Origin of the sequence: Paraburkholderia guartelaensis (genome assembly GCF_004353905.1) — a bacterium.
In the GTDB taxonomy this organism is placed as follows: domain Bacteria; phylum Pseudomonadota; class Gammaproteobacteria; order Burkholderiales; family Burkholderiaceae; genus Paraburkholderia; species Paraburkholderia guartelaensis.
In genome coordinates this window covers 12,084-34,338 of record NZ_SMOD01000020.1, presented here as the reverse complement: position 1 = coordinate 34,338, position 22,255 = coordinate 12,084, and the positions used below count along the sequence as shown (strand labels likewise).

The following is a 22,255-nucleotide window of genomic DNA, read 5'->3' as shown; positions in this document are numbered from 1 at the left end:
ACGGCCCGGGCAGCGGGCTCGCGTGACTGAAAGGAAAGGAGTGAGCGAGTATACTTCGCAGACTTCGCCAATACGACCGACATGTCCCCGTCTCCCGCAAGAACTGGCCGTCCGGACTATGACACCCGGCACCTGCGGCGCATCTTCGATCGCCGTGCGGCGACTTTCGATGACGTTGCCTTCCTGCCGCGTGAAATCGCGCAACGCATGCGCGAGCGCCTCGAGTACATCAAGGTGAATCCCGCGGCCGTGCTCGACATCGCGTGCGGCCAGGGCGACGACCTGCCCAGCTTGCGCGAGCGTTTTCCCGAAGCGCCCGTGTTCGGCACCGATCTCTCCTTCGCCATGCTGCGCCGCGCCCGCGAGCACGACGCCCCCGACACGAGCTGGCGGCGTTTTCTACCCGCATCGGTTGGCCGCGCGCTCGGTTCGCGCGGTCCGCGTGTTGCGCAGGCCGACTTTGCCGAACTGCCGTTCGCGCACGACGCGTTCGAACTGCTGTGGTCGAATCTCGCATTGCATTGGCATCCGCGCCCCGATCTCGTGTTCGGCGAGTGGCAGCGCGTGCTCAAGGTCAATGGCCTGCTCATGTTCAGCACGCTCGGGCCCGACACGCTCAAGGAGCTGCGCGGCGCGTTCGCCGAAGTCGAAGCCGCTCACGGCGTGCCGACGCGCGCTCACGTAATCGATTTCGTCGACATGCACGATCTCGGTGACATGCTCGTCGAGAACGGTTTCGAAATTCCGGTGATGGACCAGGAAACGCTCACCATCACCTACAAGACGCCGGAGAAGCTGCTCGCCGATGTGCGCCGCTGGGGCGCGTATCCGTTCGAGCGCAACGGCGACGGTGACAACGGCGGCACGCATGGCGCGCGGCGCCTGCACCGTGCGCTCGTGGCCGCGCTCGAAGCGCGCCGCCAAACGGACGGACCGCACGCGGGCACGATCCCGCTGACCTTCGAGATCATCTACGGCCACGCGTGGAAGGCCGTGCCGCGCACGACCGCCGAAGGCCATGGCATCGTGCGCATCGAGGACATCGGCCGAGGTCCTGCAAGGAATCGGTAACGTGGTAAGGGGGCTTTCGTTATGCCTGAAATTAGCGCCGGAAAAGCCCTGGGGAAATGCTTGAAAAATCGCTGCAATGCCCGTCTGACATGGGTTTGCGGGCGATTGAGCCTTGCTTGTGAGGGCTGGGGATCGCGCCTATAATGCGTCAGTTTGCTGCACGGAAGGGTCCCCAAAATCCATTGTGGCAAGTCCAGATGTTCCCGTAGTTGTGCGAGGCGCGACGCGGCGATAGTCTGGCGAGGTTGCAAGTGGGGGAAGCGAGCGATGCAGGCGTCTGATCTGCTGGCGAGTCCGGAACCGGTCCTGAAAGACTGGACCATGAAGCGCAACTGTTCGGTTTCGCCCAGGCAATTCGTGTTCTTCTATGTTTCGCTGGCGCTGGTTTCCATCGCGATCGCCGTTCTGTTGTTGATCCACGGCGCCTGGCTGGTTTTGCCGTTTACCGGTATCGATCTGTTGGTAGTAGGCGGCGCTTTTGTCATCTATGCGCGCCATGCTGTCGATTACGAACGTATCAGGCTTTATCCGAACCGGCTGGTGATCGAACAGATGAGCGCCGACGCGCTCACGCAGTTCGAATTCAATCCCCGCTGGGTCCGGGTCGAGCCGGGCGCGACCCCACGCGACCCGGTGCGTCTCGTGTCCCGCGGTCAGGCGGTCGCTGTCGGGTTGCATCTGCCGCAATATCGGCGTGCGCAGTTCGCGCGGGAACTGCGTGCCTGGCTTGCGCGCGCGGTTTGATGCGCGGCGCGTGAGTTTGCCGGTTGGCGGTATGAGCGTCCCAGGGGGCGCCCTGGTTGCAAAACCTTCCTGCGGGGTCGAGGGTTTGAATGGAAATTATGGGTAAGGAAGCTATGAAAACAATCAAGCGAGCCCTCCAGGGCGTGCTGGCGTGCAGCGGATTCCTCGTCGCCGGCGCGGCACTCGCAGTCGGAGACAGCCCAGGCGGCCCTGCGGTGAACGAGATCAATTTCCAGCCGCCCGTCACGCGCATCGCCGAAGAGCTTTACAGCCTCCATATGATGATGCTGCTCTTGTGCGCCGTGATTTTCGTCGGCGTGTTCGGCGTCATGTTCTATTCGATCTACGCGCACCGTAAATCGAAGGGCCACAAGGCCGCGCACTTCCATGAGAGCACCACGGTCGAAATCATCTGGACGGTGGTGCCGTTCATCATCGTCGTGCTGATGGCGCTGCCCGCCACCAAGGCCGTCGTCGCGATGAAGGACACGTCCAACGCCGACCTCACCGTGAAGGTCACGGGCTACCAGTGGAAATGGGGCTACGACTACGTGAAGGGGCCGGGCGAGGGCATCAACTTCCTCTCCACGCTCAGCACGCCGCGTTCCGAGGTGAACAACCGCGTGCCGATCACCGATACGTACCTGCAGGAAGTCGACAATCCGCTCGTCGTGCCGGTCAACAAGAAGATCCGCATCATCACCACGGCCAACGACGTCGTGCACTCGTGGTACGTGCCCGCGTTCGGCGTGAAGCAGGATGCGATTCCGGGCTTCGTGCGCGACACGTGGTTCAAGGCCGAGAAGGTCGGCACCTATCGCGGCTTCTGTACCGAACTGTGCGGCAAGGAACACGCGTTCATGCCGGTCGTCGTGGAAGTGCTCTCCGACGAGGACTACGCGAAGTGGGTCGATACGCAAAAGGCGAAGATGGCCGCCGCCAACGACGACCCGAACAAGACGTACACGCTGGCCGAGCTCAAGGAGCGCGGCGAGAAGGTCTATAACTCGAACTGCGCGGTGTGCCACCAGCCCACCGGCAAGGGCGCGGGCGCGTTCCCGGCGCTCGACGGCAGCAAGGTGGTTCAGGGTCCGCTCGCCGGGCACGTGAGCATCGTCCTGCACGGCAAGAACGCCATGCCTTCGTGGGCGCCTACGCTCAACGACGTCGAGATCGCTTCGGTCATCACGTTCGAGCGCAACTCGTGGGGCAACCACACCGGCGACATTCTGCAGCCGCGTCAGGTGGCCGACGCGCGTAACGGCAAGATGCCCGAGGGCGGCGGCACGACGGCGGCAGCGGGCGAGGGCGGCGCGAGTGGCGCGGCCGCGGCGAGCGGCGCGGAAGAAGCGAGCGGTGCCGCCGAAGCGAGCGGTGCCGCCGAAGCGAGCGCGGCAAGCGGTGCAGCCCCCGCAAGCGGCGCCGATCAGGCGTCGGGCGCAGCGGCGCCGAGCGCGGCCGCGTTGCCGGCGAGCGTCTACTTCGAAGTGGGCAAGAGCACGCTGCCCGCCGACGCGAAGGACGCCATCCAGGCGGCAGCCGACTACGCGAAGGCGCATCCGGACGCGAAGTTCACGCTGTCGGGCTACACCGATTCGAGCGGCAACGCCAGCACGAACGCCGACCTCGCCAAGCGCCGCGCGCAAGCGGTGCGCGACGCGATGAAGGCGGCGGGCATCGCCGAAGACCACATCATTCTGAAGAAGCCGGAAACGATCACGGGCGGCGCGAACGCGAAGGAAGCGCGTCGGGTGGAGATCAGCGCGGCGGCCTGAGCGGGTCCGCGCCATAAGAACAAGCAGCAAGAGACGCAAAAGCAATTCGCTTCAGCATTTCAATTGCATGGGGCTGGAGTCAGGCGTCAACGCGCCAACTCCGGACCGACAGGAGATAAGACATGTCTAGCATCGGACACGATGTAGCTGGCGGGCACGGTCACGTGCACGGCGACCACGCGCACGCCACGCCCCACGGCTGGCGCCGCTGGCTGCTCGCGACGAATCACAAGGACATCGGAACGCTGTATCTGCTCTTCTCGTTCGTGATGTTCCTCTCGGGCGGCGTCATGGCGCTCGCCATTCGTGCGGAGCTGTTCGAGCCGGGCATGCAGATCATGCGCCCCGAGTTCTTCAACCAGCTCACCACGATGCACGGTCTCATCATGGTGTTCGGCGCGATCATGCCGGCGTTCGTGGGCTTCGCGAACTGGATGATTCCGCTGCAGATCGGCGCCTCGGACATGGCGTTCGCGCGCATGAACAACTTCAGCTTCTGGCTGCTGCCCGCCGCCGGGTGCCTGCTGGTCGGCTCGTTCTTCTCGCCGGGCGGCGCGACCGCCGCGGGCTGGACGCTCTACGCGCCGCTTTCCACGCAGATGGGCCCGGGCATGGACTTCGCGATCTTCGCGCTGCACATGATGGGCGCCTCGTCGATCATGGGCGGTATCAACATCGTCGTGACGATCCTGAACCTGCGCGCGCCCGGCATGACGCTCATGAAGATGCCGATGTTCGTGTGGACGTGGCTCATCACCGCCTACCTGCTGATCGCCGTGATGCCGGTGCTCGCGGGCGCCATCACGATGCTCCTGTTCGACCGCCACTTCGGCACGAGTTTCTTCAACGCGGCGGGCGGCGGCGACCCGGTGATGTACCAGCACATCTTCTGGTTCTTCGGGCACCCCGAGGTCTACATCATGATCTTGCCGGCGTTCGGGATCGTTTCGCAGGTGATTCCGGCGTTCTCGCGCAAGCCGCTGTTCGGCTATAGCTCGATGGTGTACGCCACGGCGTCGATCGCGATTCTCTCGTTCATGGTCTGGGCGCACCACATGTTCGCGACTGGCATGCCGGTCACGGGCCAGCTCTTCTTCATGTACGCGACGATGCTGATCGCCGTGCCGACGGGCGTGAAAGTGTTCAACTGGGTCGCCACGATGTGGCGCGGCTCGCTCTCGTTCGAAACGCCGATGCTGTGGGCCGTGGGCTTCCTGATCGTGTTCACGTTCGGCGGTCTTTCGGGCCTGATGCTCGCCATGGCGCCGCTCGACATCCAGTATCACGGCACATACTTCGTGGTGGCGCACTTCCACTACGTGCTTGTGGCGGGGTCATTATTCGCGTTGTTCTCAGGGTGGTACTACTGGGCGCCAAAATGGACCGGCTGGATGTACAACGAGACGCGCGGCAAGATCCACTTCTGGTGCTCGCTCATTTTCTTCAACCTCGCGTTCTTGCCGATGCACTTCGTCGGCCTGGCCGGCATGCCGCGACGCTATGCCGACTATCCGGCCCAGTTCACCGACTGGAACCAGGTGATCACGATCGGCGCCTTCGGCTTCGGGCTTTCTCAGGTGTACTTCCTGTTCTTCGTCGCGCTGCCCGCGTATCGCGGCGGCGGCGAGCTGGAAAAGGCCGGCGACAAGCCGTGGGACGGTGCAACGGGCCTTGAGTGGACCGTGCCGAGCCCGGCGCCGTTCCACACGTTCGAGAATCCGCCGACGGTCGAGTAAGCCGTTGAGTGTATGGCGTCCGGCTGTGCGCAGCCGGACGCGAACGAAGCACGCGGTCTTCACGCAGTCTTCATCGGAGCACGTACGAGAGGCGATTCACGATGCAAGGAGAAGCCGCGGCCAGCCGCGCTGAACGCATGACCCGGGATCCACAAAAAAGACGCACGCCTGAGCAGATCCGCGCAGGCAATCTACGGCTCGGCCTGATTTTGCTGGCCGTCGTAGTCGGTTTCTTTGTGGCGGCCGTCGTCAAGCAGGTGTATTTCCCCGGCCACTGACGCGAAGGCGTTTGCCGGAAGATCGTTCGAGGAAGTTCGATGTCCACGCAAGCTGGAAATGATCGCGCATTCAACCGGTCGATGCTCATCAAGCTCGTCGTGGTGGCGCTGCTGATGTTCGGTTTCGGTTTTGCGCTGGTGCCGATGTATCGCGCGATCTGCCAGGTCACGGGCATCAACAACCTGGTGCAGCGCGACGCCACGGAGCGCGAGGCGCGCAACACGCAGGTGGACATGACGCGCACGATCTCGGTCGAGTTCGACGCGAATGCACGCGGGCTGCTCGGCTTCAAGCCGGAGCAGACGAGCCTCGACGTCCATCCGGGCGAAGTCATGACGGTGATGTACGACATTTCGAACAACGAAGGACGCACGATCGACGCGCAGGCCATTCCAAGCTACGCGCCGAAGCAGGCGACGGAGTACTTCCGCAAGATCGAATGCTTCTGCTTCACGCAGCAGGTCCTGAAGGCGAACGAGATGAAGCGCATGCCGGTGGTGTTCGTGATCGACCCGAAGCTGCCGAAGGACGTGAAGACGATCACGCTGTCGTACACGTTCTTCGAGCTGAACAAGCCGGCTGTGCCGCCGCCGCCGAAACAATCGGCGGGCGCGTGAGGCTTCAGCGCCGAAGTCAACGATGCCAGGAGGCGAAAGGCGCATGAGCGACGAACGTGGCGGAGCGGGGCCGGCGAAGAAGAAAGGCGGCATCCTGCAGTTGATCAAAGCGGTGGCGTGGTCCTTTCTTGGCGTGCGCAAGCGCGCAGACCTCGAAGACGACGCCGCGAACCTGCACCCCGTGCAGTTGATCATCGCGGGCATCATCGGCGCAGTGCTGTTCATCGTCGTGCTGCTGTTGATCGTGCACGCGGTGGTGGGATGAGCAAGTGCGCGCAACGCTGCGCGCTAAGCAGTGAATAACGAGGACACACTCGGACAAATGCAGCCGGCGATGTCCGGTGCAACTGGAAACTGGAGAAACAGGCATGAGCGGCCAAAACGATAGCCCGTACTACTTCGTACCGCACCCGTCGCGGCATCCGATCAGCGCGTCCATTGGGCTTGTGGTCATGCTCGGGTCGCTCGCCTCGTGGATCAACGGCGAGTCGTGGGGGCCGATCGGCGTGCTCGTCGGCCTGCTGTGGCTCCTGTTCACGCTGTGGCACTGGTTCGGCGACGCCATCGCCGAATCCGAAGGCGGCATGTACGGCAAGCGCGTCGACGTGTCGTACCGCTGGAGCATGAGCTGGTTCATCTTCTCCGAAGTGATGTTCTTCGGCGCGTTCTTCGGTGCGCTCTTCTATGCGCGCGCGATCGCCCTGCATCAGCTCGGCAGCCTCGACTACAAGCTGATCTGGCCGGACTTCTCGGCGGTGTGGCCGAATAACGGACCCGCGGCGCTGGTCTCGCACTTCCGCTCGATGACGCCGTGGCCCGTGCCGACCATCAACACGGCGCTGCTGCTCTCCTCCGGCGCGACGCTCACCGTTTCGCACCACGCGCTGCGCGACAACCATCGCTCGAAGGCCATCGCCTGGCTCGCCGCGACGATCGTGCTGGGCGTGTGCTTCCTCTTCCTGCAGGCGTTCGAATACATTCACGCGTACAACGAACTGAACCTCACGCTCGCTTCGGGCATCTACGGTTCGACATTCTTCCTGCTCACGGGCTTCCACGGTTTCCACGTGTTCCTGGGCGGCACGATGCTGACCGTCGTGATGATCCGGCTCATTCGCGGCCACTTCACCGCGGAGCATCACTTCGCATTCGAAGGCGCGGCGTGGTACTGGCACTTCGTCGACGTGGTGTGGCTCGGCCTCTACGTCGTCGTGTACTGGCTGTGATGTACGGCGCGCCGCGCGCGTCGCGGCGCGGGACACGGGAATGAAACAAGGCGCCGCCCGACCTCGTCGGCGCGGCGCCTTGTGTTTTCCGGAATGGGGTTTGCGCTGCTGTGTTCAGCGATGGTCAGCAGCGCTCAGCGACCATAAGGAATCCCGGTGGACTGGATCCAGCCCATCCAGTGCGCGAACAGGATGAATAGAAAAAGCGAGATGGAAAGGCCCACGCGCGTGGCGAGCGACCAGACCATCCGCTTGGTGCGGCCCCGGTCGTGCATCATGAAGTAGAGCGCGGAGATCATGCTCGCGATGATCAGCGCGAACGCAACGGGGACGAGTATGTGCATGAAGTTCACGGAATTTGGCATGCCTGAAAACGTCTGTCTCATTATCGCACCACGCTGTGTGGCGCGGGGTTCGATCACCGATATCTCTCGCATCGGACGTGCCCAATGAAAATCCGGCTCGTCCCCACGTTGCTCATCCTGATCGTGATGGCCGTGACGATCCGGCTCGGGTTCTGGCAGCGCGACCGCGCGCATCAGAAGGAGGCGCTGCAGGCGCAAATCACGCAGTACGAATCGTCGGTGCCGCAACCGGTGGGCGCCACCCCGCTCGCACTGAGGGACATCGAGTTCCATCGCGTACGCGCGACGGGCACCTTCCTGCCCGAGCGCGTGGTGTATCTCGACAATCGTCCGTATAACGACCAGCCGGGTTTTTATGTCGTGATGCCGCTTAAACTCGAAGGCGGCGGCTACGTGCTGGTCAATCGTGGGTGGTTGCCGCGCAATATCGCGGACCGCACCGCGATCGCGCCCTATGTCACGCCGCCTGGGCCGGTCGTCGTCGAAGGCATTGCGCGCGCGGACGCCTCGCGTGCGTTCGAACTCGGTGCGGGCGGCTCTGCAGCGCATCAGAAGATACGGCAGAATCTCGGCGTCGCTTCCTACGCAGCGGAAACCGGGTTGCCGCTGCAACCGTTCGTGATCCAGCAAACCGGCTTCGTGCCGGCCTTCAAGGACGGGCTCGTGCGCGACTGGCCGGTGCCGGATACTGATGTCGAGCGCAACTACGGCTACATGCTCCAGTGGTGGGGCATGGCGCTCGCGGCGCTCGGTTTCGGTCTGTTTGCAGCCCGTAAAGCTGCAAAAAGCGCTGCGACAAAAGCGCGCACCGAAGGCGAAGCCGGGCGGCACGCCGAAGAGCTCGAAGGGCAAGACGCAGGCAGCGCGAAGGACGCCTGATGATCCGTCGGACGACTCAATTCGATCCCGACATGATCCGGACAATGGCGCTGCGCATGCAGCACATGGACAACTGAAAGCGACAGAAGCGAGGTTCCACGAGAGTGTCGACGCAATCCCCCCATTCCGCACAGGTCGCACAGCCGGCCGCCACGCCCGCGCAGCAGAACGCGAAGCGGCGTGGCCGCTGGACGCTGTTCATCATCATGCTCATTTGCGGCGCGCCGATCGCGATTTCGTACTTCACGTACTACGTGATCAAGCCGAAGGGCGGCACGACGAGCTATGGCGAGCTCATCGAGCCGCAGCGGCCCATTCCCGGCGCGCTCATGGTGACGGGCGACGACGGTCATGAAGTGCCGCTCGCCTCGCTCAAGGGCCGCTGGCTGATGATCTCGGTGAATGGCGGCGACTGCGACGAAGCCTGCGCGACGAAGCTCTATTTCATGCGCCAGGTGCGCGCAACGCAGGGCCAGGAGCGCGAGCGCATCGTCACGGTCTGGCTGCGCACCGACGACGCGAGCGTCTCCGCGAAAGTGAAGGGCGCCTACGCGGACACGCGCGTGCTGCGCGCCGATCCGGTCGCCGTCGCCGCGTGGCTGCCGGCTACGCAGACGACGAAAGACACCGACCACATCTATCTGGTCGATCCGAACGGCAACCTGATGATGCGATTCCCGGCGCATGCCGATCCGTCGAAAATCAAACAAGACGTCACTAAACTGCTCAAGTGGTCCCGCATCGGTTAAGGTGCGCAGCGCGAGTCTGACAGAGAAGAGTAAGAGAGATGTTTATCCTGGAGCTGGGCCTGATTGGCCTGTGCATCGCGTTGCTGCCGCTCTCGTGGGTCTGGGTGAAGGCCGACGACAACAAGTTTCGCAAGCTCGTGTGGCTCACGACGTTCATGACGCTCGACCTCGTGATGTTCGGCGGCTTTACGCGTCTGACCGACTCGGGCCTCGGCTGTCCTGACTGGCCGGGTTGCTACGGCACCTCGTCGCCGTTCATCGCGCATGTGCAGATTGCCGCAGCGCATCTCGCCATGCCGAGCGGCCCCGTGAGCATGACGAAGGCATGGATCGAGATGATCCACCGCTATTTCGCCATGGCTATCGGTGTCCTGATCATTGCGCAGATGGCGATTGCCTGGCGCGCGCGCATCAAGCGCCTGCCGCTGCACGTGTCGCCGTGGTGGCCCACCGCGCTGCTCGGACTGATCCTCGTGCAGGGCGTATTCGGCGCGTGGACGGTGACCATGAAGCTGCAACCCATCATCGTCACGACGCATCTCCTGCTCGGCCTCACGCTGCTCGGCTCGCTTGCGTGGCTTGCCGCGCGCATGACGCCGTTGCCCGAGTACGAACCCGACGCCGCGCGCTGGCGTGTGGCCGCGCTGGCGGCGCTCGTGCTGCTCGTTTTGCAGATCGCGCTGGGCGGCTGGGTGAGCACGAACTACGCGGTGCTCGCCTGCACTGACTTCCCGACCTGCAACGGCGCTTGGATTCCGCCGATGGATTTCCATCACGGCTTCCACCTGTGGCGCGCGCTCGGCATGGACGGCAACGGCGACGTGATCACGCAAGACGCGCTCGTCGCGATCCACTGGACGCACCGCACGTTCGCGTTCGTCGTTATCGCTTATCTGGTATGGTTCGCCCTCAAGTTGCGACGCTATGTCTCGCTGCGACGCCCGGCAAATTGGATCATGATCGTCATCTTTATCCAATTTCTGACAGGGCTATCCAACATCGTGCTGCAGTGGCCGCTGCCCATAGCAGTGGCACACAACGGTGGCGCGGCGATCCTGCTGCTTTTGGTCGTCGTGCTAAACTTTCGAATTGCTTGTAGCCGCCCCGGCCGCGCCGTTCTCCCTGCGCGCGACACCGCTGCGGTGTGATCCCGCCCTATGGAAAGTACAACCCTATCCCAGACGCCCGGTAGCCGGATTTCCCAATATCTCGCGCTCACCAAGCCGCGCGTCACGCAGCTTGCCGTGTTTTGCGCCGTCATCGGCATGTTCCTCGCCGTGCCGGGCATGGTGCCCTGGAAGCAGCTGATCGGCGGCACCGTCGGCATCTGGCTCACGGCCGGCGCGGCCTTCGCGATCAACTGTCTGGTCGAGCAAAAGGTGGATGCGCGCATGCGTCGCACCGCCTGGCGTCCTTCGGCGCGCGGCGAGATCACGAGCACGCAAATCCTGATCTTCTCGGCGGTGATCGGCGGCCTCGGCATGTGGGTGCTGTACACGTTCACCAATCCGCTCACCATGTGGCTCACGGTCGCGACCTTCATCGGCTACGCGATCATCTACACGCTGCTGCTCAAGCCGGCCACGCCGCAGAACATCGTGATCGGCGGCGCCTCGGGCGCCATGCCGCCGGCGCTCGGCTGGGCCGCGGTGACGGGCCACGTGCCCGGCGACGCCTGGATTCTCGTGCTCATCATTTTCGTGTGGACGCCGCCGCACTTCTGGGCCCTCGCGCTCTACCGCCGCAAGGACTACGAAAACGCCGGCCTGCCGATGCTGCCCAACACGCACGGCGAGAAGTACACGCGTCTGCATATCCTGCTCTATACCGTGATCCTGTTCGCGGTCACGCTGATGCCGTACATCTCGGGCATGAGCGGCGTGATGTACCTGGCTTCGGCCGTGCTGCTCGGCGCCGTGTTCCTCGCTTACGCGTGGAAGATCTACGTCGAGTATTCCGACGCACTGGCGCGCAAGACTTTCCGCTATTCGATCGTCTACCTCTCGTTGCTGTTCGTGGCGCTGCTCGTCGACCATTACGTGCATGCGCTCATCGCGGCGTAACGACATGGCCCACCGCACGCTTGCGCGCTTCGTGCGCGCCACGGTCGTCGCGCTTGCTGCTGCAGGCGCGCTCGGCGGCACGCTGGTTCTCGAGGGCTGCGGCCAGCAGCCGCCCTCGTTCTCGAACCTCGACATCACCGGCAATACCCAGTTCGGCAAGGACTTCGCGCTGCCCGATACCAGCGGCAAGACGCGCACGCTCGCCGACTTCAAGGACAAGGTGGTCGTGCTGTTCTTCGGCTACACGCACTGTCCGGATGTTTGCCCGACCACGATGGCCGAGCTTTCGCAGGCGCTCCAGCAACTGGGGCCCGATGCGGCGAAGCGCGTGCAAGTGCTGTTCGTCACCGTCGATCCCGAGCGCGACACGCCGCAGATCCTGGGCCAGTACACGGCCGCGTTCAATCCGACCTTCATTGGGCTGCGTCCGGCCAACGACGACCAGCTCAAGCAGGTGGCGAAGGATTTCCGCGTGTACTACGCGAAGGTGCCGGGCAATACGCCCGATAGCTACACGATGGACCACACCGCCGCGAGCTACGTGTTCGACACGACCGGCAAGCTGCGCCTCTTCGCGCGCGACGGGCAGGGCGTCACGCCCTGGCTGCACGATCTGAAGATCCTCCTCGGCTCGAATCCCGACTAAGGGAATACCGGCGTGCTCGCCTCGAGAGGCGAGCACTCGCCGCGCGCTTCAGGGCCGCGCAGGCATACCAGTATGCGAATTCATTATTTCCCGCTACCGGTTCCATATGAGACGATTTATATCGTCCGGCAGACGGCGCACAACGCCGCGGAACCGGAGCAATACCAAAACCACGCAGGTACATCATCTCCATGCAGCGCAGAAATCTGATTAAAGCACTCCTCGCCGGCATTGCCGCCACCACGCTCGCAGCCAGCTTCGGCGCCCGCGCCGACGACCAGGTCATCAAGGTCGGCACCGTTTCGGGTCCGGACGCGCAAGTCTGGGCTGTCGTCCAGAAGGTCGCCAAGCGCGAAGGTCTGAACGTCAAGGTCATCGAATTCAACGATTACGTGCAGCCGAACGCCGCGCTCGACGCCGGCGACCTCGACGCCAACAGCTTCCAGACCGGCCCGTATCTCGACAGCCAGATCAAGCAGCGCGGCTATAAGCTCGTGAACGCAGGTCTCACGTACATCTCGCCCATCGGCGTGTACTCGAAGAAGCTCAAATCGCTGAACGATCTGCCGCAAGGCGCGAAGGTCGCAGTGCCGAATGACCCGTCGAACGAAAACCGCGCGCTGCTGCTCCTGCAAAACAAGGGCCTCATCAAGCTGCGCGCTGGCGCGGGCACGAACGGCAACAACGCGACGCCGCTCGACGTCGCCGAAAACCCGAAGAAGATCAAGCTCGTCGAACTCGACGCCGCGCAGCTTCCGCGCGCGCTCGGCGACGTGGACGCCGCCGTGATCAACACGAACTACGCGCTCGCAGCCGGCCTGCAGCCGACCAAGGACGCCATCGCAATCGAGGACATCCACAGCCCGTACGCGAACCTGATCGCCGTTCGCACCCAGGACAAGGACAAGCCGTGGGTGAAGAAGCTGGTTGCCGCCTACCAGTCGGAAGACGTGCGCCAGTTCATCAAGAACGAGTTCAAGGGCTCGATGGTTCCGTCGTTCTAAGGGACATTCGAGTAGCGGTCGCCTGCGTCTAATCGACGCGGGAGCCCAGCAGGACCCGAACGCCGTGGCAATCGCCACGGCGTTTTTTATTGCGCGTGGCCATTCCTGCCGAAGTCACATCCTGGTCCTACGGCGGTACTACAGTGGACTATGTCAGATAACCTGTGGATGCCACTCTGGTCCCATTCCGGAGCCCACAGATACCACGCCAGGGTAAATCCTGATGCCAAATTGCTCTTGCTTGAAGCCTTGTGTGTTCGTGCAATATATTGATTTATAAAGATATTTTTTGAAGTTTCGCGACAGGCCGGCATCTGTTGACTGGTCTTATTGTGGTTATATAATGGGCTCGCTTTCGCACCGGACCAATCTGCACAATCGGCACTGCCACGCAGCATGCCCGTCCGGCCCCCCACGATCGTCCAACCGCTGGCGCCAAGTCCATGGAAACCCGTTGGTCTGCCCTGATGCCCGATGCGCGCAATGTGACGCCGCTCTATCTGCAGCTGGCGCGCAACCTTGCCACGGCCATTCACTGTGGCGTGTGGTCGGCCGGCGAGGCGCTGCCCTCGGAGCGCACGCTGTCGGACGCCATCGGCGTGTCGCGCATCACCGCGCGCAAGGCGATCGAGCTGCTCGTGGAGCAGGGGCTGATCCGGCGCGCGCGCGGCGCGGGCAGTTTCATCACGCCGCGCGTGGAAGATCCGCTTTCGCGCCTCACCGGCTTCACGAAGAAAATGGAGCAGCGCGGCTTCACGCCCGACTCGGTGTGGCTCGCGCGCGAGGTCCGGCCCGCGCACCGCGAGGAGATCGTGCAGCTCGGTCTGTCGCCCGGCGCCTCGGTCGCGAGCCTGCGCCGCTTGCGCCGCGCCGACGGCACCGTGATGGCTGTCGAGCATTCGGCGCTGCCCGTGTCGATCGTGCCGGACCCGGAAGCCATCGAGGGCTCGTTGTATGCGTATCTGGAGCAGCGCCGCGTGCCCGTGGTACGCGCCCTGCAGCACTTTCGCGCGGTCAACGCGACGGGCGAGATCGCCGCGCTGATGGGCGTCGAGCCGCGCGCGGCGCTGCTCGTCATCACGCGTGTGGGCTTTTCCGCCGATCAGCGCGCCATCGAACTGACCGACACCTATTGCCGCGACGGCTATTACGACTTCGTTGCGGAGCTGCGCCAATGAGCGCCGCCCGCGGGAACGCAACGCCGCCGCAATCTCTCTCATGCACGTCACCGAAACGTCCTTCCGCGCTTTGATGCGCCTCATCGGAAAACTCTCATGCTGAGCGGAAACATACTCACCCCTGAAGGCTGGATCCACGGCACGCTGTCGTTCGAGAACGGACGCATCACCGCGATCACGGGCGAGGCCACCGATCCGGCGAAGAACGACGCGCCCTACATCCTGCCGGGCTTCATCGACCTGCACGTGCACGGCGGCGGCGGCGCCGACGTCATGGAAGCCGGCGACGCGATCGAAACCATCGCGCGCACCCACGCCCGCTACGGCACCACGAGCCTGCTCGCCACGACCATGACCGCCCCGCGCGAGGAGCTGATGAACGTGGTCGCGGGCCTCGGCAACGTCACGCGCAACCGCACGGCGGGCGGCGCGCGCGTACTGGGCGTGCACCTCGAAGGCCCGTACATCAATCCGGGCAAGCTCGGCGCGCAGCCCGACGCCGCGGTTTCGGCCGTGCTCGACGAGGTGCTCAAGTACCTCTCGATCGCGCCGATTCGCGTGGTGACCGTGGCGCCCGAGATCGCGGGCCATATCGAGATCATCGGCGAGATGGCGGCGCGCGGCGTGCGCGTGCAGATCGGCCACTCGCTCGCGACCTATGACGACGCCGTGGCGGCGCTCAAGCATGGCGCCTGCGGCTTCACGCACCTCTTCAACGCGATGTCGCCGCTGCATCATCGCAATCCGGGCGTGGTCGGCGCGGCGCTCGCACATGCCGAGTACGCGGAGATCATTCCGGACCTGCTGCACGTGCATCCCGGCGCGATCCGCGCTGCGCTGCGCGCCATTCCGCGTCTTTATGTGGTGACCGACAGCACCTCGGCCACCGGCATGCCCGACGGCGAATACCGCCTTGGCAGCCAGCACGTGACGAAGTGTCTTGGCGGCGTGCGTCTTGCCGACGGCACGCTCGCGGGCAGCACCCTCACCATGGACCAGGCGCTGCGCAACCTCGTTTCGATCGGCCTGCCGATCGCGGACGTGTCCGCGCGTCTGTCGCGCTATGCCGCCGACTACCTCGGCATCGAAGACCGTGGCCGCCTCGTGCGCGGCGCATGGGCCGATGTCAATGTGTTCGATCGCGAACTGGCGCTCACCGCGACCTATGTCGAAGGAGAATCGATTGTCGAATATGCTTAAAGAAGCGCTGGCCTCGGCCAGCGTCGTCGCCGCGCAGCTCGCGGACACCTCGCGTGTCGAGGCGCTCGCCCGCGCGCTGGAGGCCGAACCGCGCCACGTCGCGCTCACCGTCGCGCGCGGCAGTTCGGACCACGCGGCGAGCTATTTCGCTGCGCTCACCATGAGCCGCATCGGCATACCGGTGGCCACGCTGCCGATGTCGATCGCGACGCTCCAGCAGGCGCCCTTACGTGTGCGCGGCCAGTTTGCCCTTGCTTTCTCCCAATCGGGTAGGAGTCCTGATCTCGTCGCGACGATGAAGGCGCTGCACGAAGCCGGCGCGTTGACGGCGGCGATGGTCAACGTCGCGGGCTCGCCGCTCGCCGAGGCCGCCGGTACGGAGCTGCCGCTCCTCGCCGGTCCCGAGCTGAGTGTGGCGGCCACCAAGAGCTATATCGCGATGCTCGCGATGTCGGCGCAGCTCGTCGGTTTCTGGCAGCGCGACGTCGCGTTCCTCGACGCCGTGCGCGCGCTGCCCGATGCGCTCGATCGCGCGGGCACGCTCGACTGGTCGAAGGCCATCGAAGAATTGCGCGACGTGAAACAGATGATTGTGATCGGCCGCGGTCCGGGCCTCGCCGTTGCGCAGGAGGCCGCGCTCAAGCTCAAGGAAACCTCGGGCATTCAGGCCGAAGCGTTTTCGAGCGCCGAAGTGCGCCACGGCCCGATGGAGCTGATCGACCGCGATTACCCGCTGCTCGTCTTCGCACCGCGCGGGCCGGAGCAGGCGGGTCTGATCGAGTTCGCCCGCGACATGGAAAAGCGCGGTGCGCGCGTGCTGCTCGCGGCGCCCGCCGACGTGGCCGGCGCTGCGCTGCCGCTCGAAACGGCTGCCGATGCGGCACTCGATCCCATCGCGGCGATTTTGTCGTTCTACGTGATGGCGGCGGGCCTTGCCGCCGCGCGCGGCCGCAATCCTGACGAGCCGCGTTACCTGAACAAAGTCACCGAAACACACTAGATTGGAAAGCGAATGGAACGCATCGAGGAGTCTCGCCTGATGGATCCGCATACTCGCGTCGAGGGGCATATCGTATTGGTCTCTCCGCTTACCGGGCCGGTCGTGCCGCTCGCGTCGGTGCCCGATCCGGTGTTTTCGGAAGGGTTGTTCGGCGACGGCATTGGCATCGATCCGCTCGCCGGCCGCGTCGTCGCGCCTTGCGACGGCATCGTCGTGCATCTCGCACGCACCGGCCACGCGGTCACGCTGCAATCGGCCGAAGGCGCACAGGTGCTCGTGCACGTCGGCATCGACACCGTCGAGCTGAACGGCAAGGGCTTCACGCCGAAGGTCGCGCAGGGCGCGCAGGTGCGGCTCGGCGACACATTGATCGAGTTCGATCTCGACGTGGTGGCGTGCAATGCGCCGAGCCTCGTTTCGGTCGTCGCGATCGCCAATTCGGACGCATTCGAAGTGATCGAGCGCGCAGGCGCGGGTCAGGTCGAAGCGGGCAAGTCCGCGCTGCTCGTGCTGCGCGTGCGTGACGGCGCGGAGATCGCCGCCGCCCATGAATTGATTGCGAACGAAGTGCGCCGCAGCGTCACGCTCACGCATGCGGGCGGCCTCCATGCGCGGCCCGCGGCGCGCGCGCGCGAAGCGGTGCGCGGCATCGACGCGCGTGTCGAGGTCCGCTTTGGCGAACGCAAGTCCGCCATCGAGAGCGTCGTCGGCCTGCTCGCCCTCGGCGCGGGCGAGGGCGCGACCATCGAACTCGTCGGCATCGGCAAGGAGGCGCAGCGCGCCGTGGACGCCGTTGCGGGCGAACTCCTGCGCGAAGCGCCCGGCGAGGGCGGTGAAGCGCCGGCTCGGCAGCAGTCGCCTGCGCCCGTGATGCAGGAGGCCGCGGCCGCCGTGGCGTCGTCTGCCGAGCCGGGCGTGCTCGCGGGCGTGTGCGCGGCGCCGGGCGTCGCGGTGGGCAAGCTCGTGCGCTGGGACGAAGCCGAACTCACGCCACCCGAACTCGCGAGCGGCACCTCGGCCGCGGAAAGCCGCGCGCTCGACAAGGCAATCGCCGCGGTGGACGCCGAGCTGAACCAGAGCGTGCGCACGGCTTCGCAGCGCGGCGCGATTGGCGAGGCGGGCATCTTCACGATGCACCGCGTGCTGCTCGAAGACCCGACGCTCGTCGACGCCGCACGCGACGCGATCAGCCTTGGCAAGAGCGCGGGCTACGCGTGGCGCGAGGCGATCCGCGCGCAGATCGCGGTGCTCGGCAAGGTGGACGATCCGCTGCTCGCGGAACGCGCAGCCGACCTGCGCGACCTCGAAAAGCGCGTGCTGCGCGCACTCGGTCTGTCGAACGCGGCCGCGCGTGCGTTGCCCGACGAAGCCGTGCTCGCCGCCGACGAATTCACGCCTTCCGATCTCGCCTCGCTCGACCGCAAGCGCGTGATGGCGCTCGTGATGGCGCGCGGCGGTGCGACCTCGCACGCTTCGATCATCGCGCGCCAGGCCGGCATTCCCGCGCTCGTCGCGCTCGGCGACGCGCTGCATGCGGTGCCCGAGGGCACCGAAGTCGTCATCGATGCGAGTGCCGGCCGCTTTGCGTACACGCCGAGCGCGCTCGACATCGAACGCGCGCGCAGCGAAAAGCAGCGCCAGGCTGGCGTGCGCGAAGCGAACCGCCGCACGTCGCACGAGGCCGCAGCCACGCGCGACGGCCACGCGGTGGAAGTCGCCGCGAACATTGCGACGCTGGAAGACGCCAACACGGCGGTGGATAACGGCGCCGACGCCGTGGGCCTGCTGCGCACGGAGCTGCTCTTCATCCATCGCCAGGCCGCGCCGACGGTGGAGGAACATCTTCAGAGCTACCAGGCCATCACGGACGCACTCGCGGGCCGCACGGCGATCATCCGCACGCTCGACGTGGGCGCGGACAAGGAAGTCGACTATCTCACGCTGCCGCCCGAGCCGAATCCGGCGCTGGGTCTGCGCGGCATCCGCCTCGCGCAGGTGCGGCCCGATCTGCTGGACGACCAGCTGCGTGGACTCGTCGCCGTGAAGCCGGCGGGCAAGGTGCGCATCCTGCTGCCGATGGTGACCGACGTGGGCGAACTCGTGCGCCTGCGCGAGCGCATCGACACATTCGCACGCGAAGCGGGCCGCACGGAGCCGATCGAAGTGGGCGTGATGATCGAGGTGCCCTCGGCAGCGCTGCTCGCGGACCAGCTTGCGCGCCACGCAGATTTCCTCTCGATCGGCACCAACGACCTTACGCAGTACACGCTCGCGATGGACCGTTGCCAGCCTGACCTCGCGGCGCAAGCCGACGGGCTGCACCCGGCCGTGCTGCGTCTCGTGGCAGCGACGGTCGAGGGCGCGAACAAGCACGGCAAGTGGGTCGGCGTGTGCGGCGCGCTGGCGGGCGATCCGCTCGCGGTGCCGCTGCTCGTCGGCCTCGGTGTGACGGAGCTTTCCGTCGATCCGGTTTCGGTGCCGTCGATCAAGGCGCGTGTGCGCAAGCTCGACTACAGCGACTGCCGCCAGCGCGCGCAGAACGCACTCGCACTCGAATCGGCGCAAGCCGTACGTGCGGCAAGCCGCGAAAGCTGGCCGCACGATTGATGCTTTCTGTTTTACCCACCCGAAGCAATCCTTAGAAACACGCCGGCGTGCGCAGCGATCGCGCGCCGGCTTCTCTCACCCACAAACGTCAAGCAAGAGATAGAGACTGGAGGCAGTTCAATGGATGGCAATCCGTTTCTCAAGATACAAAGCCTCGGCCGCGCGCTGATGCTTCCCATCGCAGTGCTGCCGGTCGCCGGCATCCTGCTTCGCTTCGGCCAGGCCGACATGCTCAACATCAAGATCATCGCCGACGCGGGCGGCGCGATCTTCGATAACCTGCCGTTGCTGTTCGCGATCGGCATTGCAGTGGGCTTTGCGAAAGACAACAACGGCGTCGCCGGCCTCGCGGGTGCGCTGGGCTATCTCGTCCAGACCGCCGTGATGAAGGACATCAACGACAAGCTCAACATGGGCGTGCTGTCGGGCGTGGTGGCCGGTGTCGTCGCGGGCATGCTGTACAACCGCTTCAAGGACATCAAGCTGCCCGAGTTCCTCGCGTTCTTCGGCGGCAAACGCTTCGTGCCGATCGTCACGGGGCTCACGTGTCTGGTGCTCGGTATCGTGTTCGGCTACATCTGGGGACCGGTGCAGGGCGTGATCGACACCGCCGGCCACTGGCTTACGACGGCTGGCGCGATCGGCACCTTCGTGTACGGCTTGCTCAACCGGCTCTTGCTCGTCACGGGTCTGCACCACATCCTCAACTCGCTCGTGTGGTTCGTGTTCGGTTCGTTCACGCCGGCAGCCGGCGGCGCGGCCGTCACGGGCGACCTGCACCGCTTCTTCGCGGGCGACCCCACGGCGGGCAGCTTCATGGCCGGCTTCTTCCCGGTGATGATGTTCGGCCTGCCGGCAGCGTGTCTCGCGATGCTGCACGAAGCACCGAAGGACAAGCGCGCGATGGTGGGCGGCCTGCTGTTTTCGATGGCGCTCACCTCGTTCCTCACGGGCGTGACCGAGCCGATCGAGTTCACGTTCATGTTCCTCGCGCCTGTGCTCTACGCGATCCACGCGGTGCTCACGGGGCTGTCGCTCGCAATCTGCTCGCTGCTCGGCATCAAGCTCGGCTTCACGTTCTCGGCGGGCGCGATCGACTACGTGCTGAACTACGGGCTCTCCACGCACGGCTGGTATGCGATTCCGCTCGGCGTGGTCTATGCGGTCGTGTACTACGGGCTGTTCCGCTTCTTCATCCGCCGCTTCAATCTGCCCACGCCGGGCCGTGAAGCCTCGGCGGGCGATACGGCAATCGCATCGTCGATGTCGGGCGTTGCGGTGGCTGCTGGCGGCGCGGCAACAGCCGCATCGCTCTCGCGTGCTGCGCGTTACATCGATGCGCTGGGCGGCGCGGCCAACCTCAAGGTGGTCGACGCCTGCACGACGCGTCTGCGTCTCACGGTGGCCGATCCGGCGCATGTTTCCGAGCCGGCGTTGAAGGCGATCGGCGCGCGCGGTGTGCTCAAGCGCGGCGGCGAAAGCGTGCAGGTCGTCATCGGGCCGGAGGCGGACATGATCGCCGATGAGATCCGCGGCGAGATCGCACGCGGCGGTGCGGCGGCCGTCAAGGCGGCTGCGCAGCCTGCGGGTCAGGCCGTTCAGGCTGCCCAGGCGAACGCGAGCGCGGATATCGCGCAAGGCCCGCTCGATCCGAATCCGTCGCGCTGGCTCGCGGTGTTCGGCGGCGTTGCCAACATCGTTTCGCTCGACGCGGTGGCGACTACGCGCCTGCGCGTGATCGTGCGCGACCCGGCGGCCGTGGATCGCGAGAAGCTCGGCGCGCTCGACGTCGTGTGGACTTCGGTCGATACGCTGCACATCGTGGTCGGCGACGCCGCGCCGCGCTATGCACGCGAACTGGCGCTCCAGCCGGCGTAATCGATTCGCTGTATGCCTGTGAAAAACGCCGCGGCACCTGCCGCGGCGTTTTTGTTTCCAGCGCCGCTCAGTCGCCTGGGCGCTCAGTACAGCGTATGGTGGTTGTCCTGTATCGCGCTGGCGGTGATCTTGCCGCGCATCACGCGATAGACCCACGCGGTGTAGGCGAGCACGATCGGCAGAAAAATGATGACGGCCACCAGCATGATCTCGAGCGTCATCTTGCTCGATGTTGCGTCCCAGACGGTGAGGCTCGAACGCGGGTCGAGCGACGAGGGCATGATGAACGGGAACATCGAAAAGCCCGCAGTCAGAATCACGCCGACGATCTGCAACGCCGTGCTCAGGAACGCGAGCCGCTCGAAGCGCGAACTTGCGAGTGCGAACGCGAGCACGCCGCCCAGCACGCCCACGGCAGGGGCGAGCGCCATCCACGGATAGAGTCCGTAGTTCGCGAGCCAGAGCCCGGGCCCCGAATCGACGCTCTTCAGGAGCGGATTGGCCACTGTGTCCAAAGGCGCCGGCGACGTGATCGTATAGCCGCCGATGAGCGTCGCCACGAGCGCCCCCGCCACGAGAAACAACACGATCGTGAGCGCCGAGAAAAGCCGCAGCGCCTTCGAGGCGCGCATGGCGACGACGCCATCGGTCTTCCTCTTCAGGAACGCCGCGCCGTGAGCGGTGAGCATGCAAAGACTCACCAGTCCGCAGACCAGCGCGAACGGATTGAGGAGTGCGAAGAAGCTGCCGTGATACGTCACGCGCAGGTCCGTGTCATACGCGAACGGTACGCCCTGGAGCAGATTGCCGAACGCCACGCCGAACACGAGCGCGGGCACGAAGCCGCCGATGAAAAGACCGCAGTCCCAGCCCTGACGCCATCTCACATCGACGCGCTTGCCGCGATAGTCGAAGCCCACGGGACGAAAAAACAGCGAGAACAGCACGAGCAGCATGGCGAAGTAGAAGCCCGAGAACGACGCCGCATAGGCGAGCGGCCACGCGGCGAACATCGCGCCGCCCGCGGTGATGAACCAGACCTGGTTGCCTTCCCAAGTCGCGCCGACCGCGTTGATGACGATGCGGCGCTCCTCGTCGGTCTTGCCGATGAAGGGCAGCAGCACGGCCGCGCCCATGTCGAAGCCGTCGGTGAGCGCAAAGCCGATCAGCAGCACGCCGATCAGCACCCACCAGATCAACTTGAGCGTTGCGTAGTCCATGGCGTGTTTCCTCGCGTC

Annotated in this window: 21 protein-coding genes; 19 read left to right on the top strand and 2 right to left on the bottom strand. The window is 65.1% G+C overall.

The features are described from left to right. Nucleotides 1–81: 81 nt before the first annotated feature. The 8 genes from E1N52_RS24515 (at nucleotide 82) to E1N52_RS24485 (ending at nucleotide 7,448) form a co-directional block, all read left to right on the top strand. The gene (locus E1N52_RS24515; RefSeq protein ID WP_133185317.1) at nucleotides 82–1,071 is read left to right on the top strand and encodes a methyltransferase domain-containing protein; all 990 of its coding nucleotides are present in this window, start codon (nucleotides 82–84) and stop codon (nucleotides 1,069–1,071) included. A 267-nt stretch (nucleotides 1,072–1,338) separates the two neighbouring features. Beyond that, nucleotides 1,339–1,815 (top strand): DUF2244 domain-containing protein, encoded by a 477-nt coding sequence (locus E1N52_RS24510; RefSeq protein ID WP_133185316.1) that lies wholly within the window; start codon nucleotides 1,339–1,341, stop codon nucleotides 1,813–1,815. Nucleotides 1,816–1,904: 89 nt separating this feature from the next. Further along, nucleotides 1,905–3,590 (top strand): cytochrome c oxidase subunit II, encoded by a 1,686-nt coding sequence (gene coxB, locus E1N52_RS24505; protein WP_133185315.1) that lies wholly within the window; start codon nucleotides 1,905–1,907, stop codon nucleotides 3,588–3,590. Nucleotides 3,591–3,712: 122 nt separating this feature from the next. Further along, entirely contained in the window at nucleotides 3,713–5,326 is a 1,614-nt protein-coding gene (ctaD, locus tag E1N52_RS24500) for a cytochrome c oxidase subunit I (RefSeq protein WP_028201823.1), read from the top strand. Nucleotides 5,327–5,463: 137 nt separating this feature from the next. Beyond that, the gene (locus E1N52_RS44165; RefSeq protein WP_208867222.1) at nucleotides 5,464–5,604 is read left to right on the top strand and encodes a cytochrome oxidase small assembly protein; all 141 of its coding nucleotides are present in this window, start codon (nucleotides 5,464–5,466) and stop codon (nucleotides 5,602–5,604) included. 39 nt (nucleotides 5,605–5,643) lie between these two features. After that, entirely contained in the window at nucleotides 5,644–6,222 is a 579-nt protein-coding gene (locus E1N52_RS24495; protein ID WP_133185314.1) for a cytochrome c oxidase assembly protein, read from the top strand. 43 nt (nucleotides 6,223–6,265) lie between these two features. Further along, entirely contained in the window at nucleotides 6,266–6,487 is a 222-nt protein-coding gene (locus E1N52_RS24490) for a DUF2970 domain-containing protein (protein WP_246089203.1), read from the top strand. A gap of 103 nt (nucleotides 6,488–6,590) precedes the next feature. Next, on the top strand, nucleotides 6,591–7,448 hold the full coding sequence (locus E1N52_RS24485) for a cytochrome c oxidase subunit 3 (protein ID WP_133185312.1): 858 nt from the start codon (nucleotides 6,591–6,593) through the stop codon (nucleotides 7,446–7,448). 134 nt (nucleotides 7,449–7,582) lie between these two features. Here E1N52_RS24485 and E1N52_RS24480 read toward each other — a convergent pair whose 3' ends face one another. Continuing rightward, entirely contained in the window at nucleotides 7,583–7,792 is a 210-nt protein-coding gene (locus tag E1N52_RS24480) for a twin transmembrane helix small protein (RefSeq protein ID WP_028201826.1), read from the bottom strand. 105 nt (nucleotides 7,793–7,897) lie between these two features. Here E1N52_RS24480 and E1N52_RS24475 point away from each other — a divergent pair, with 105 nt between their 5' ends. From E1N52_RS24475 to nagE, 11 genes are all read left to right on the top strand, one after another. Next, nucleotides 7,898–8,692 (top strand): SURF1 family protein, encoded by a 795-nt coding sequence (locus E1N52_RS24475; protein ID WP_133185311.1) that lies wholly within the window; start codon nucleotides 7,898–7,900, stop codon nucleotides 8,690–8,692. A 104-nt stretch (nucleotides 8,693–8,796) separates the two neighbouring features. Next, a complete protein-coding gene (locus tag E1N52_RS24470; RefSeq protein ID WP_133185310.1) occupies nucleotides 8,797–9,441 on the top strand; it encodes an SCO family protein in 645 nt (214 codons plus the stop codon). A 38-nt stretch (nucleotides 9,442–9,479) separates the two neighbouring features. Continuing rightward, nucleotides 9,480–10,589 (top strand): COX15/CtaA family protein, encoded by a 1,110-nt coding sequence (locus E1N52_RS24465; protein WP_133185309.1) that lies wholly within the window; start codon nucleotides 9,480–9,482, stop codon nucleotides 10,587–10,589. 9 nt (nucleotides 10,590–10,598) lie between these two features. Beyond that, nucleotides 10,599–11,504, top strand: a complete 906-nt coding sequence (gene cyoE, locus E1N52_RS24460) for a heme o synthase (RefSeq protein ID WP_133185308.1) — start codon at nucleotides 10,599–10,601, stop codon at nucleotides 11,502–11,504. A gap of 4 nt (nucleotides 11,505–11,508) precedes the next feature. Further along, nucleotides 11,509–12,150: an SCO family protein gene (locus tag E1N52_RS24455; protein WP_133185307.1), complete on the top strand. Its 642-nt coding sequence runs from the start codon at nucleotides 11,509–11,511 to the stop codon at nucleotides 12,148–12,150. A gap of 191 nt (nucleotides 12,151–12,341) precedes the next feature. Beyond that, nucleotides 12,342–13,154, top strand: coding sequence for a MetQ/NlpA family ABC transporter substrate-binding protein (locus E1N52_RS24450; protein WP_133185306.1), 813 nt, complete (start codon nucleotides 12,342–12,344; stop codon nucleotides 13,152–13,154). Between the two features lie 443 nt (nucleotides 13,155–13,597). Beyond that, the gene (locus E1N52_RS24445; protein ID WP_133185305.1) at nucleotides 13,598–14,332 is read left to right on the top strand and encodes a GntR family transcriptional regulator; all 735 of its coding nucleotides are present in this window, start codon (nucleotides 13,598–13,600) and stop codon (nucleotides 14,330–14,332) included. Between the two features lie 96 nt (nucleotides 14,333–14,428). Next, nucleotides 14,429–15,532 (top strand): N-acetylglucosamine-6-phosphate deacetylase, encoded by a 1,104-nt coding sequence (gene nagA / locus E1N52_RS24440; protein ID WP_133185304.1) that lies wholly within the window; start codon nucleotides 14,429–14,431, stop codon nucleotides 15,530–15,532. Beyond that, on the top strand, nucleotides 15,525–16,532 hold the full coding sequence (locus E1N52_RS24435; protein ID WP_133185454.1) for an SIS domain-containing protein: 1,008 nt from the start codon (nucleotides 15,525–15,527) through the stop codon (nucleotides 16,530–16,532). The genes nagA and E1N52_RS24435 overlap by 8 nt, the downstream gene beginning before the upstream one ends. Before the next feature lie 12 nt (nucleotides 16,533–16,544). Next, nucleotides 16,545–19,139 carry a phosphoenolpyruvate--protein phosphotransferase gene (gene ptsP / locus E1N52_RS24430; RefSeq protein WP_133185303.1) on the top strand — a complete coding sequence of 865 codons (2,595 nt, stop codon included), beginning with the start codon at nucleotides 16,545–16,547 and terminating at the stop codon, nucleotides 19,137–19,139. Nucleotides 19,140–19,259: 120 nt separating this feature from the next. Beyond that, nucleotides 19,260–21,017 carry an N-acetylglucosamine-specific PTS transporter subunit IIBC gene (gene nagE / locus E1N52_RS24425; protein WP_133185302.1) on the top strand — a complete coding sequence of 586 codons (1,758 nt, stop codon included), beginning with the start codon at nucleotides 19,260–19,262 and terminating at the stop codon, nucleotides 21,015–21,017. Nucleotides 21,018–21,100: 83 nt separating this feature from the next. Here the strand turns inward: nagE and cydB are convergent, their stop codons facing one another. After that, nucleotides 21,101–22,237 carry a cytochrome d ubiquinol oxidase subunit II gene (gene cydB, locus E1N52_RS24420; RefSeq protein WP_133185301.1) on the bottom strand — a complete coding sequence of 379 codons (1,137 nt, stop codon included), beginning with the start codon at nucleotides 22,235–22,237 and terminating at the stop codon, nucleotides 21,101–21,103. Between the last annotated feature and the right edge of the window lie 18 nt (nucleotides 22,238–22,255).